This window comes from Vreelandella maris, from assembly GCF_013371085.1.
In the GTDB taxonomy this organism is placed as follows: Bacteria; Pseudomonadota; Gammaproteobacteria; order Pseudomonadales; family Halomonadaceae; genus Vreelandella; species Vreelandella maris.
The window spans coordinates 1-12515 of sequence record NZ_JABWCV010000001.1; the positions used below are offsets into that span (position 1 = coordinate 1).

The 12515-nt window shown below is 55.2% G+C and carries 11 protein-coding genes; 3 read left to right on the top strand and 8 right to left on the bottom strand.

Translation table 11 applies throughout. From position 1 onward, the window contains the following. Window positions 1-333, bottom strand: a complete 333-nt coding sequence (locus HUO07_RS00005; RefSeq protein WP_176301842.1) for a hypothetical protein — start codon at window positions 331-333, stop codon at window positions 1-3. Window positions 334-1560: 1227 nt separating this feature from the next. Here HUO07_RS00005 and HUO07_RS00010 point away from each other — a divergent pair. Further along, window positions 1561-3624: a TonB-dependent siderophore receptor gene (locus HUO07_RS00010; protein ID WP_176301843.1), complete on the top strand. Its 2064-nt coding sequence runs from the start codon at window positions 1561-1563 to the stop codon at window positions 3622-3624. A 92-nt stretch (window positions 3625-3716) separates the two neighbouring features. Here HUO07_RS00010 and HUO07_RS00015 read toward each other — a convergent pair whose 3' ends face one another. After that, window positions 3717-4550 carry an ABC transporter ATP-binding protein gene (locus tag HUO07_RS00015; protein WP_176302052.1) on the bottom strand — a complete coding sequence of 278 codons (834 nt, stop codon included), beginning with the start codon at window positions 4548-4550 and terminating at the stop codon, window positions 3717-3719. Window positions 4551-4801: 251 nt separating this feature from the next. Between HUO07_RS00015 and HUO07_RS00020 the strand changes: the two genes are divergently transcribed. Continuing rightward, the gene (locus HUO07_RS00020; RefSeq protein WP_176301844.1) at window positions 4802-6940 is read left to right on the top strand and encodes a TonB-dependent receptor; all 2139 of its coding nucleotides are present in this window, start codon (window positions 4802-4804) and stop codon (window positions 6938-6940) included. Between the two features lie 68 nt (window positions 6941-7008). Here HUO07_RS00020 and HUO07_RS00025 read toward each other — a convergent pair whose 3' ends face one another. The 6 genes from HUO07_RS00025 to HUO07_RS00050 form a co-directional block, all read right to left on the bottom strand. Next, the gene (locus HUO07_RS00025; protein WP_176301845.1) at window positions 7009-8058 is read right to left on the bottom strand and encodes a FecCD family ABC transporter permease; all 1050 of its coding nucleotides are present in this window, start codon (window positions 8056-8058) and stop codon (window positions 7009-7011) included. Continuing rightward, entirely contained in the window at window positions 8055-9023 is a 969-nt protein-coding gene (locus tag HUO07_RS00030; protein ID WP_281362612.1) for a FecCD family ABC transporter permease, read from the bottom strand. The genes HUO07_RS00025 and HUO07_RS00030 overlap by 4 nt, the downstream gene beginning before the upstream one ends. 89 nt (window positions 9024-9112) lie before the next feature. After that, the gene (locus HUO07_RS00035; protein WP_176301847.1) at window positions 9113-10090 is read right to left on the bottom strand and encodes an ABC transporter substrate-binding protein; all 978 of its coding nucleotides are present in this window, start codon (window positions 10088-10090) and stop codon (window positions 9113-9115) included. 70 nt (window positions 10091-10160) lie between these two features. Beyond that, a complete protein-coding gene (locus HUO07_RS00040) occupies window positions 10161-10493 on the bottom strand; it encodes an AzlD domain-containing protein (RefSeq protein ID WP_176301848.1) in 333 nt (110 codons plus the stop codon). Continuing rightward, window positions 10490-11212 carry an AzlC family ABC transporter permease gene (locus tag HUO07_RS00045; protein WP_176301849.1) on the bottom strand — a complete coding sequence of 241 codons (723 nt, stop codon included), beginning with the start codon at window positions 11210-11212 and terminating at the stop codon, window positions 10490-10492. The genes HUO07_RS00040 and HUO07_RS00045 overlap by 4 nt, the downstream gene beginning before the upstream one ends. Next, window positions 11209-11739 (bottom strand): helix-turn-helix domain-containing protein, encoded by a 531-nt coding sequence (locus HUO07_RS00050; protein ID WP_176301850.1) that lies wholly within the window; start codon window positions 11737-11739, stop codon window positions 11209-11211. Before HUO07_RS00050 ends, HUO07_RS00045 begins: the two co-directional genes overlap by 4 nt. 471 nt (window positions 11740-12210) lie before the next feature. On the opposite strand from HUO07_RS00050, the gene HUO07_RS21660 reads away from it, so the two are divergent. Beyond that, window positions 12211-12510, top strand: coding sequence for a hypothetical protein (locus HUO07_RS21660; RefSeq protein WP_246286377.1), 300 nt, complete (start codon window positions 12211-12213; stop codon window positions 12508-12510). Window positions 12511-12515 lie beyond the last annotated feature (5 nt).

A 12515-nucleotide genomic window follows, 5' to 3' on the forward strand; every position in this document is an offset into this window, starting at 1 on the left:
TCATCTGTGAGCATCAGTCGGGGCATGGCAAGCTCGCAGTTTGTTGGTGTCGGAACCTGTATTCTGTGAGTTTGCCCCTATCCTGCCAATGCTATCCCTCAAAACGTCAACAGGCCCTAGGGTCAATGCAGTATTGACGTGAATTTGGTTTTCATCCTTTTCTTGATGTATCCGAAACATCGGCTTGTTGAATACTAGGCAAGGACGGGCCTCTAGTTCGAAAATTTTCTTGGAAGCTTTAGCCGCTGCACGAGTCGAAAGCGCCATCCAAAACGTTCCTACTGTCAAAAGCAATGTGATACTTCCGAGATGGCCTTCAAAGAAGTTGATCATGGGTGTACTCCATTAATGGATTGGCAGTGCCTTGGTTATTATCGGTCTTCGTCACTTTGCCTTCACAGCTTTTCTATTGGCGTTTATTTTCTCAATGGGAACACTATAGCCGTGTAACCCCTTGCCGTTAAGCGCGCTTAATCAAAAGCTAACGCGGGTCTAACGCGCCTTGAGCGCAAAAGTAGGGCCAGCTTAGCGGGTAACGCCTTAGCGGCGCGTGCCAGGCCGCGTTGGTTATTCGGCTAGTGGCTCGCCGAGGTAGTCCAACAGAGTCTCAATCGCGTTGGCTTCATCGTCGCTTGTGAAGCCCTTTCAGTTTCGTTCCGGTATGCCTTCCAGACCTTCGGCAATGGCAGCACACGCGGCGGCTATTCATGCAATGGATCTGAAAAGGCCGCGACGTCACGCCAAGCAAGCGAGCGCGGAACGACCCAGCCAGCGGTGCGCGCGGGCTGGCCGTGTTTAACTCTGTAAAGAATTTGGTATTAAGTAGTCGACGGCGATATTGGTACTGCGCGCAGCGGCCAGGAGAATGATCACGGTAGTTGCTGCGGTTGTGAGGAGACATAGCAAGTAGCTTTTGCAGACCCACGTGGTGCGTGAACGGTGCTAGCGGGCAAGTAGGCGATTTTTATCTTCTGTGATTTGCACGGGAGGGCTCCAAAGTTTAGCGCTACTCAATCTGGGGATGACGTCGCCTCTATAACAACGACAACATTTTGGCGTACATCGCGCAATCATCGCCATAGCACTCACAGGACGCCTCGATTAGGCCTGGCCGATCAAGTAAGGTGATTGTTCCACGCTGGTAACGGATTAGTCCGCGCACCTGCACGGCTAACCCCGAGCATCATGGCCAGAAATTCATGGGTCAGGTTCAATTCATCAGACCCGGCGCGATCTTTAGTCATCAACAGTCATCTTGTTAGACGTGCCTCAATTCGATGGAAAATAAAAGGTTGGAGCAAATGAAGGAACTGCACTTTGAATAATTGAAGATTACCTAATTTAGAATTATCCAATTTATTTGCGCCAGCGCACACTCAACCGCTTATATCCTTCGAGGTTACTTATAGCTGGTGTCGCTCTCAGGCGACTTTAAAATTCCCTCGTCAGGCCATTGAAAGCCACTATTTAAAAGCGCTATCATGAATGCTAATAACAACGATTATCATGATGCTTATTGATCTGCTGCCCCTTGCTTCTAATTCTAACTGAGACTCTGCCATGCCTCGTCTGCCGTTTGCTCGTCGCCCCTTGGCGCGCTCGATTTCTGCGCTAATCCCCGTTACCGCGGTGCTCCTTTGTGCATCTGCCTCTGCCCAAGAAGTGGCTGCTTCCAATGAAACCGTGGTAGTGACGGCTACTGCACTTAAGGTCGACACACCGCTGGTAGAAACGCCGCGCCCGGTGTCGAGCGTTGACCGTGAAGAGTTGGAAACCCGTAACGTTCAGCAGTTAGACGAAACCTTCCGTTATCGGGCGGGTGTGTTGTCAGGTCATTTCGGCAGCGACAACAACACCGATTGGTTCAAGGTACGCGGTTTTGATCAGTCGACTTATCAAGATGGCTTGCGTATCTACCGCGAAGGGTTTTATCAGTGGTTGCCGGAGCCATACGGCCTTGAGCGGGTCGATGTGTTTAAAGGCCCATCGTCTATTTTGTACGGTGAGGCGCCTCCTGGCGGCTTGATTAATGCGGTGAGCAAGCGTCCGACCGAAACGCCCCAAGGGGAGGTCAATTTGCAGCTTGGTAACCGCAACCATCGCCAAGTAGGCATTGATACTAGCGGGCCAGTGGGCGAGTCAGATGATGTACGCTATCGCCTAGTGGGGCTCTATAAAGAGCGTGATGGCGATTTAGATGCGACAGAGAATGAACGTTACTACTTTGCGCCAAGCCTAGCGGTTGATTTCAGCGACGACACGACCGTTACCTTTTTAGCCAGTGTGCAAAAAGATGACGGCGTGCCCGTGAACGCCTTCAAATTACCCTACGGCACGGTGGAAAATACGCCCTTTGGCCGCGTTGATCCGCAAACCAACTTCAGCGAACCGGGTTACGATAAAGATGAGCGTACACAGTGGGCGCTGGGTTACGAACTGCGCCACAGCCTCAACGATACCTGGCGCTTCGAGCAGGATTTACGCTACAGCGAGCTGGATTTAGAACTACGCAGTACTTACGCCTTCTTTATGGCCGATGAGCGTGAGGCAGCCCGTGGCCATGTTTATCGTGATGGCTCGATCGACAGCTGGACTGTCGATAACCGCATGGTAGGCACTTGGTACACCGACCGCACCGAAAATACGCTGCTTTTAGGCGCCGATTATCAGAACCTCGGTGTGAGTGGTCAGGAAGCGGATCCTTTCCCGTTTGGCGATCCTATCGATATCTTTGACCCCACTTATGGCAACTTTACGCCAGTAGGCGCGGATGACCTGCTTACCCGAGAAATCGATAAGGAGCAAACCGGCCTTTATGCCCAAAATCAGTTACGCATTGATGATCGCTGGGTACTGCTAGGCGGTGTGCGCTACGACCAAGCAGAAACTGAAAACAGTAATCTAACGGCAGGAACGACCCAGCGTTCGGATGACGATCAAGTATCTTGGTCGGGTGGTGCTATGTACCTGGGTGAAAACGGTGTTAACCCCTACATAAGCTACACAGAATCCTTTGACCCGCTGGGCCGGGTGGATAGCGATGGCGAGCTTTATGATCCCCGCGAAGGTCGCCAGTGGGAAGCCGGTGTGAAGGTGGCTCCCTTTGGTTGGGATGGTTACGTAACGGCAGCGTTGTTTGATTTGGAAGAGAGCAATACGCTGGTCAACTCACCTGCAGGTTTCCAGGTGCAAGAAGGTGAGCGCACCTCGCAGGGCTTTGAGCTGGAAGGCGTTGGCTATCTTACCGATGACTTAAAAATCACCGCGGCTTACACCTATACCGATTCTCGCCTGGAAGATGATGACCGTGCGCCGTTAATTCCGCGTCATCAAGCCTCTACCTGGTTGGATTACGCCTTTACCGGCGGTGCGCTGAATGGCGTTACTCTTGGCGGCGGTGTTCGTTATGTAGGCAGCACCGTTGATACTAGCGTCGCGGACAACACAGAAGTGGATAGTTACACGCTGGTTGATGCGATGGTGGGCTATGAGTTTGCCGATGGTTGGGAAGCGCAGGTCAACGTTAATAACCTTACCGATAAAGAGTACGTAGCAAGCTGTGAATACTGGTGCTACTACGGTGAATCCCGCAGCGTGATTGGCAGCGTGAAATACAGCTGGTAATGCGTTAATGCTCTAAAGGGCCCGGCACTGTTTGCCGGGCTTTTTTGTGCCTGAGTGAATACCCACCACCTTGGCTCGCCAACACAGTGCTGCTAAACAACCACTCCCGGCTCGCTGGCAACCTGGTGCCGTTTACGCGGCACACAAATAGGGCTTCCGCTTTCAGGGTCGTGGATGACATGGGCCTCCAGATCAAAAACGCGCTGAAGGTTCTCCGCGGTAAATATGTCGCTAGGCGGGCCGCTGGTGACGATATGGCCGTCGCGCATCATTACTAAGTGGTCAGCGTAAGCGGCGGCCAGATTCAAGTCGTGGAGCACTAAGAGCAGGGTGCGACCGTGCTCGTGGGCCAGGCGTGAGAGTAGTGCTAGCAAATCAACCTGCACCTTGAGATCCAAAAAGGTCGTGGGTTCGTCGAGCAGGATTAAGTCGGTTTGTTGTGCCAGCACCATCGCGATCCAACAGCGCTGGCGTTGCCCGCCGGAAAGGGCATCGACGTTGCGGTCGGCGAATTCCGTCACGTTGGTAAACGCCATGGCTTCACGAATGGCCGCGGCGTCCTGCTGGGCGTTCTTCTGCCACAAGCCCTGGTGCGGAAAGCGGCCCATGCCTACTAACTGTTTTACGCTCAGCCCTTCCGGCGCCACAGGCCCTTGGGGAAGTAACCCCAGGCGTTTGGCGACCTCGCGTGTATTACTGCGGTGAATGTCCTGACCATCCAGATAAACGTGCCCGGCGCTTGGCGTGAGGGTACGGGCAAGGGTTTTTAGCAACGTAGATTTGCCACTGCCGTTGGGCCCCAGCAGCACGGTGAGCTTGCCTTCGGCGATGGTGATATCCACGCCATCCAGCACCCGGCGAGCGTCATAGCCCGCACGGAGTGATGCTCCCTGCAAGCGAGGTGGTCGAGGGGAAGGGTGTTTCATCATGAACCCGCTTGAGTGGTCGAAAGAGCTAGCACCATAAGTAAACATATTCTCATTTTCAATTGTCGGTAGTCGCCCATTAGGCATCCCTCACTGTCTTCAGGCAGCCAAGCGCATCCACTTTATCGAACGGGCTGTTCGCGCTGGGTAGACGCTAACGGTTTTTATCCTCATAATATAATAGTTATCATTTAGATGCGCATTACTATTTAAAGGGATCATTCACTCACAAGCAGGGGGATAAAAAGAAGATGTATGTGAAAAAAAGTCAGGTGTTTTGGCCCACGTTGACGCTCGCTGGCCTAGTGGCGGCTAGCCAAGCCCAGGGGCAAGCGTCGGGTATCAACGAGGCGCAACATGCTACCAGCGACGCCAATGCCACCATGGTCGTCACCGCTACCCGTAGCCGCAGTGAAGAGGGCCAAACACCGCAACGGGTGACCGTCATCACACGTGAAGAGATCGAGCAACAGCTGGCTATTAGCGATGATCCCGGCCAAGTGCTGAGCAATTTGATTCCTTCTTATTCACCCAGCCGCCAGAAACTCTCTAACGCCGGTGAAACGCTGCGGGGTCGCGATGCCCTGTTTCTTATCGACGGCGTGCCCCAATCCAACCCACTGCGCGATAGCTCGCGGGATAGCTATACCATTGACCTTTCCATGGTCGAGCGTATCGAAGTCATTCATGGTGCCAGTGCGGAGCACGGTTTGGGCGCCACCGGGGGCCTGATTAACTTCGTCACACGACGTGCTGAAGGTGGTGGTATCAGTCAGCATGCTGGCATCAGCCTGACCACGGACGATGATTTCCAATCGGGTGGGTTAGGCAACAAGCTGGATTACCGCATTAGTGGCCAGCAGGGCGACTGGGATTTCGTTGCTGCGGCTACCCGCCAGGAGCGCGGGGTCTTTTACGATGGCAATGATGAAATCGTGGGTATTGCTTACCCTGGTGAGCTGCAAAATTCAGAGAGCTATGACCTGTTCGGTAAACTTGGCTACTGGATCGATGACAATCAGCAAATCGAAGCCTCGCTTAACCACTTCGAGTTGGAAGAGGGCAATGATTACGTGCCGGTGCCAGGAGATCGCGCCGCAGGTGTGCCCACCACCGCGCGCCGTGGCAACCGTGACGGTGAGCCTGGCTTTAACGAAGTGACCTCGGCGCGGCTTGCCTACTCCCACGCTGATTGGTATGGCAATGCGTTGGATGCCCAGGTGTATCAGCAGCGCTTTCGCGCACGCTTTGCTACCACGCCGTTTTTCCCCTATATGGATAGTGCGGGAAATACCCAATACGATCAGACACGCAATGAGTCTGACAAACGCGGTGCCAAATTCACCTTGAACCGCGATGGCATGCTGGATGATCGGTTAGGGGTCACGGTGGGCCTGGACGTACTGGATGATGAGACGAGCCAGATGCTGGTTCAGACCGGGCGAACCTATGTGCCGGAAAGCCGCTATCGGAACTTGGCGCCCTTTCTGCAGGGGCAATTCAAGATAGCCGACCCGCTGACGTTACACGCCGGTGTGCGTCATGAACACGCCGAGCTGGAGGTGGATACTTTTCAAACCATCGACCGCAGCAATATCACTCAAGACAACGTCACCGTCGATGGTGGCAACCCCAGCTTCAATGAAACGCTCTATAACGCAGGCGTTACCTACCAAGCGACTGACTGGGCGCAGCTGTATGCCAGCTACTCGGAAGGTTTCGGTATGCCTGACGTGGGCAGGGTACTGCGCGGGATCGGTACGCCGGGCCAGGATGTGGATACCTTGCTTCAGCTTCAACCCATCGTGACTGATAACCGGGAAATCGGCGCGCGTTTTGATTGGGATGATTATGGGTTAGAGATCAGCTATTACGAATCCAACTCCGATTACGGCCAGCGGCTTACCGAGCAGAATGGCTCCTGGGACGGTAGCCGGGAGAAAACCGAGATCCAGGGTGTCGAGATTACCGGCGACATGCAGGTCGCCGACAAGCATGACCTGTCGCTCTCGTACGCCCATACCGAGGGTAAGTCGGATCAAGATGGCGATGGCAGTGTGGATACCAAACTGACCGGGATTAATATCGCGCCCGACACGCTCAAGCTGGGCTGGAGTGCAGCTTGGAATGAGCGTATTTCAACCCGCCTACAGGGCAGCTATTATTTTGATCGTAGCGTCGACGACTCTGAGCTTGGTTTTGACGGTTATGGTCTGCTGGATGCCTCGCTGGCCTACCGCCTGCCTGCCGGTAGGGTATCCGTGGGCATCGAAAACCTCACCGATGAAGATTATATTACTTATTACTCGCAGGCCGCGCGCATCAGCGACGAGTACTACTTCACCGGGCGGGGCCGTACCTTTACGCTCGGCTATCAGCTGGATTTTTAAGCAGTCGTTCCAATGCTCGTAAGCTGTATTCGGCGCCCGTGTGGGGCGCCGTTTTTTCTGAGTAGACCTTAAACGCGGCCGCGCGATCGATGTAGCAGGTAAACGAAGAAGGGCGCGCCAATCCCGGCAACGAAAATGCCCGCCGGTAGGTCTTTGGGTAAAAAGGCCACTCGCCCGAGCAGATCCGCATTAACGACGATCAATGCCCCTACCAGCGCAGAAACGGGCACTAAACGCGCCAGGTTTCGCCCCACCAACTTGGCCGCCAGATGGGGCGCGATTAACCCCACAAAACTCAAGCCACCTGCAAAGGCGACGGCGGCGCCTGCCAGCGCTACGCTACAACCCAGTAGTATCATTCGGCTTCGCAGAATAGGCACCCCAAGCCCTTCCGCCACTTGATCGCCCAATGCCATGGCATCGGCGTGTCGGGAAAAGGCAAGCACAACGGGGGTCGCCGCCAACAGCCAAGGCATCAACCCCATCACATCCCCCCACTGTGCAGCATACAGACTGCCGGTGAGCCATACGTAGGCGGTCATGGCCGCCGAATCCTCGCTGATCACGATCAGCAACGTAGTGCCAGCGCCCATGGCAGCGGCAAGGCCAATACCGACCAGTACCACGCGCGATGGGCTGATGCCGTTTTTCCACGCAAGGCTAGCGACCAGTAACGCGGACACCAGTGCGCCCAGCATGGCCGCCGCGGGCAGCCAGTGAATGCTCAATAACGTGCTTAAAGATGTGCTCAAGAGCGTCAGATACAGCACCGCCGCCAGCGCGGCACCGCTGGTAATGCCGACTACATCCGGCGATGCCAGCGGATTGCGCACAATGCTTTGCAAAATGGCGCCCGACATCGCCAGGGCAGCCCCGACCAGTATCGCCAGCACAATACGGGGCAGGCGTAGCTGCCAAATGATAAAAGCGATATCGCTATGAGCGGGCGCTGTCAGTGCACTCAACACCTGAAGCGGCTGGGTGGGAAAACTACCCAAGCAGAGCGAGAGCCCCGCGCTTGCTGCTAACAACAGGCTCAACAGCCAAAGGCTGTGCAGTAAGCGATTACTTTCATTGTTAGCGCCGCTTTCATAGGTAAGCGTTGATGATTGCGTCATTGGCTAGCCATCTTGCGTCGCGCTAGATAGATAAAAAAGGGCGTGCCGATCAGCGCCGTCATGACCCCGACCGGTATCTCCTGAGGGGGCATTAACAGGCGCGAGGCCACATCGGCCAGGAGTAGTAAGCAGGCACCCAGCAGAGCGCTGGCGGGCAGCAGCCAGCGGTGGTCGATGCCGAATATCCCCCGTGCCATATGCGGCACAATTAGTCCCACGAACCCAATCATGCCTGCCAGTGCCACCGCGCCGCCCGCCAATACAATCACCACTAATCCGAGTAGCAGTTTGATGGTGGTGGCTTGCATACCCAGCCCAGTCACTATCTCATCGCCAAGCAGCAGCGCGTTGGCGTGGCGTACAAGCAGCGCGCTGAGTAGCAGTGCGCCGCCAAAGAGGGGCAATAAGGGCACGACCAGTGAAAGTTCGCGCCCAGATACCGAGCCTGCCAGCCAGTAGAGTACGCTTTCGAAGTTCTGTTGATCGATCACTAATAATCCTTGGCTAAACGATACAAACATTGCCGTTACCGCCACCCCGGCAAGAACGACGCGCAGCGGGGAGAGCTCACCGTGCCGACTACGGCTGAGTAGCACCACCAACACGGCAGCCACAAAAGCCCCCAGCAGGGCTGCCCAGACGTAGTGGGCAGGGGTATGCAGTGGCAGCAGCGACACGGCGACGACGACAAAAAACATCGCCCCAGCGTTGAGGCCTAAAATGCCTGGGGATGCCAGCGGATTGCGTGTCATGGTTTGCATCAATACCCCCGCCATTGCCAAGCTGGCGCCGACCAGCGCGGCAATCACCGCACGGGGAAGGCGCTCGGTGAACAGGATGATATGGGCTACTTGGCTGGGGTCGTAATGGTTAAGCGCCGCCCATAAGGAAGACCAGGCAATGTCAGTACTGCCCAGCATCACACTGGCGATAAAAGCGCCGACGGCTGCTAAGCCAGCCAGCAACAAACCAGCGCTTTTGGCAGGCGTGCTCTTTATAGAAGTACTTTTTATAGAGTTACTTTTTACAGCGTTACTCTTGAAAGAATGGCGGGTCAGCATCCAGTTTGCTCCGCATTAATTGAAGCATCTCGGCACTCTTGCAACGGCGATGCGGCGCGCGTGACAAGACCGTAGTGCGTGTAAAGGTCGTCCAGCATGGCATTGGCCGCCAAAATGCCGCCGCCCATCATCCAGCTGACCGGGTCGACCTCGAATACACGCCCGTGTTGCACGGCCGAGAGCTGCTGCCAAAGCGGGTGTCCCTGCCAGTGCTGATAATTATCCGCAATAGCGGGGTCATCAGGCTCCAGCAGAATGAACAGTACGTCGGCCTCTAATACAGGAATGTTTTCGGTGCTGGTGAGCTTCATGCCCCAGCCTTGAGTGGGCAGAGTCTCTGGCTGCGCAAAGCCCAGCTCGGTTAATATCGAGCCCGCAAAACCACGGGTATAAATACGCACGTGATCACTTTTAAAACGCACCACGGCCACTTTTTGTGGCCAGTCACTGCCTAACTTGGTGGCGATCTGCTGGCTAAAATCGTCAGTTCGTTTTTCCCAGCGCTGCAGGAGCTCACTGGCCTCTGCTTGGCGGCCAGAGGCATCGGCGACAATCGTGAGCGTGGTTTTGAAATTAAACACCGTTGGCGCTGACACCGTGGGCGCAATTGCGGTGAGCAGCGGCGCGATGCTGGCGTGGCGGAAATCGCTGGCGATGACCAGGTCGGGATTGAGCCAAGCAATCTTTTCCAAGTTGGGCTGCGTTTCCAGCCCCACGTGCTCAACGCTAGCCAGTGGATCGCGCAGGTAGCGATACATGGGCTTTTCAAGCCAGGAATCGACCACGCCGATCGGCGTCAGCCCCAGGGCAATAGCGCTGTCAGTCGCTCCCTGGTAAAGCGTAACGACGCGTGGCGACTCAGTTGAAGCGTGTAGCGGGGCGGCGGGGGCGAAAAGTGGAAAGAGCGCCGCGGTGGCTACAAGCAACACACGTATCCAATCCTGACAGCGATGAAAGTGTGCGGTTTGCATACATGCCACTGGCTGGTAGAAGTCTAAAAGCAGAATGATGGCATGAGATAAAAGATAATGCAAAGCATTATCAAATGTAAGCTATCACCTGCACTAGCCCAAATACCGCTACCCCAGCCGCCACTGGCCAGCCCAATGAGCGTAATTTCCACCATACCAATAGTGTCACAGAGAGCCCGATGGCCGTTGCGAACCAGGAGATCGCGCTTGGGTTGACCGGCATGATGGATACACCCAAAACCGCCGCAATCATCAGCGGGCCGAGAATGCCAAGCCACTGAGGCATGTTATTAATCCCGGTCGCGCTGTTTAAACGGCGTTGCATCCAGAGGAAAGGCACTACGCGCATGAGCAGAGTACCCAGTGCCGAAGCCACCACGGCTAGCCAGAGTGCAGTGCTCATGGGTTACACCTCCCCGTTTGAAACTTGACTATATAAAAACAGAGCGCACCGCAGGCGGCAGCTAGCGGAATCGCGACGTTGCTCCAGCCATAAAACGTTAATAACAGTGCAGAAAGAATCGTGCAGCTCAGCGCCAAAGCCCAGCGTTTGTCGGTAAAGCGCGGCGCGACCATGGTCAGAAACAGTGCGGGAAGGGCGAAGGGCATCACTTCACCGAGCAGCGGCCAGCGGGCGGTTAACGTTTCACCCGCTGTAGCGCCAACCATGGTGCCGACAATCCACACCCCCCAGGCCAGTAGCGATGCGCCGACAAACCAGCCAAATCGCTCAGGCGCAGCGAGCTGTGGAAGCCGCGTAAGCGCCAGGGCAAATACCTGGTCTGTCAGGCCATGCATCAGCCAGGGCCAGTGGCCGCTGCGCGGTAATAATGCCGCGAGGTTCGGGCCGTACACCACATGGCGTACGTTGATTAGCAGCGTCATTGCCACCACTAACCAGAGCGGTGATCCCGCCGCCACCATGCCGACGAACAAAAACTGCGAGGCACCGGCGTAAATCAGCGCCGAGATCGCGGCGGCTTCCCACATGCTAAACCCCGCCTGGGTGGCGACTAATCCAAACGAGAGCGAGACCGGTATATAGCCGCCCAGCAGGGGAATAGCTTCACGCACGCCTTTGAATGCGTTGCGGATTGGGGAGTGGCTGGCAAGTTGGTTCATGGCGTTTCGCCTTTTATGCCGTAGGTGATGGTCATCATCAAGGTGGCTTCTGTTTCTTGGGTACGATAAAGATGCGGCTGGTCAGCAGCGAAGGTGATCGTATCCCCTGGCCCAAGCTGGGTAGTGTCGCCTGCTGGCCCCGCTTCAAGCGAGCCGCTAATCAACGTCAGCGATTCGCGAGTGCCAGCGGTATGGGCTTCGGCATGGCGCAGGGTGTGGGGCGCGCAGCGCATCCAATAGGCATCTACTTGGGGAGTATCTTTGCCCTGATCAATTAAACGCACCTGCACGCCATCTTCGCCTAGCGGTACGGTAATGGGCGCCACTAATGTACCGAAAGGGACGTTGAGCTGCACCGCCAACCGCCAAATAGTATCCAGCGTTGGATTACCGTTCCCCTGCTCCAGGCGGCACAAATTGGATTTGGCAATGCCCGCGTCATTGGCTAACTGCGAAAGTGACCAACCCCGGGCTAATCGCAGTGACTGTAAATGTTGACCTAAGGTGCTTAGGGAGAGCTGATCCATAATGGGGTGTCCGGCTGTTCTTTATATAGAACGTTCTATATAAAGAACGTTAGCCTGTCAACGGTGGTAGCGAAAGCTTTCAGTGGCACTCTTTATGCATCTACTTTCTGCATGAACTTTTTTGATGACCTTTAAGTTGTCTGCTACGAGGAAACGCAATGCGTTCATTGGCAATACTCAAACCGGTTAAATCGATACTGCAGAGCGTGGCGTTGTTGCTGCTGGGCAGCGATTATTGAATACACTGCTAACGCTGCGGGGAACTGATGAGAGCTTCTTCAGTGCGGTGCTCGGGATAATTATGTCTGGCTATTTTGTCGGCTTTATCTGCGGCATCTGGGTAAGTGGGCGTTTGATCAGGCGCATGGGTCACATCCGCACCTTTGGCTTCTGTGCCTCGATTTGTGCCTCGGTAGCGCTTTTGCACCTTATCTTTGTTAGCCCTTGGGTATGGTTTCCGGCTCGGCGGATATGCTGGTCATGCATGGCGCTGGCTGTGCAGTGGCGCCGATTGCGGCGGGCTCACTAATGGCGGCAGTGGGGAGCCACGGCCTACCGCTCTATATCGCCTGTGTGTTTACCCTACTGGGGCTTTATGCCATTTATCGTCGCCGCCACGTCACGGCATTGATTACCCACACCGCGCATTTTGAGCCGATGATACTCAGCGCGATCTATTCGATGATCCGAGTTTTTATGAAGAGGACGAGCGCGAGCGTTTGGCTGGGCTTTTTAAGCTATCCAATAAGCGACAAGGAGTGGCTATTATAAAAAGC

What these genes read in the sequence shown, in the direction of transcription:
- HUO07_RS00020 (WP_176301844.1), top strand. Translation starts at nt 4,802, where the DNA reads ATGTATGTGAAAAAAAGTCAGGTGTTTTGGCCCACGTTGACGCTCGCT.
- HUO07_RS00015 (WP_176302052.1), bottom strand. Translation starts at nt 4,550, where the DNA reads ATGAAACACCCTTCCCCTCGACCACCTCGCTTGCAGGGAGCATCACTC.
- HUO07_RS00035 (WP_176301847.1), bottom strand. Translation starts at nt 10,090, where the DNA reads ATGCAAACCGCACACTTTCATCGCTGTCAGGATTGGATACGTGTGTTG.
- HUO07_RS00025 (WP_176301845.1), bottom strand. Translation starts at nt 8,058, where the DNA reads ATGACGCAATCATCAACGCTTACCTATGAAAGCGGCGCTAACAATGAA.
- HUO07_RS21660 (WP_246286377.1), top strand. Translation starts at nt 12,211, where the DNA reads ATGCTGGTCATGCATGGCGCTGGCTGTGCAGTGGCGCCGATTGCGGCG.
- HUO07_RS00045 (WP_176301849.1), bottom strand. Translation starts at nt 11,212, where the DNA reads ATGAACCAACTTGCCAGCCACTCCCCAATCCGCAACGCATTCAAAGGC.
- HUO07_RS00010 (WP_176301843.1), top strand. Translation starts at nt 1,561, where the DNA reads ATGCCTCGTCTGCCGTTTGCTCGTCGCCCCTTGGCGCGCTCGATTTCT.
- HUO07_RS00040 (WP_176301848.1), bottom strand. Translation starts at nt 10,493, where the DNA reads ATGAGCACTGCACTCTGGCTAGCCGTGGTGGCTTCGGCACTGGGTACT.
- HUO07_RS00050 (WP_176301850.1), bottom strand. Translation starts at nt 11,739, where the DNA reads ATGGATCAGCTCTCCCTAAGCACCTTAGGTCAACATTTACAGTCACTG.
- HUO07_RS00005 (WP_176301842.1), bottom strand. Translation starts at nt 333, where the DNA reads ATGATCAACTTCTTTGAAGGCCATCTCGGAAGTATCACATTGCTTTTG.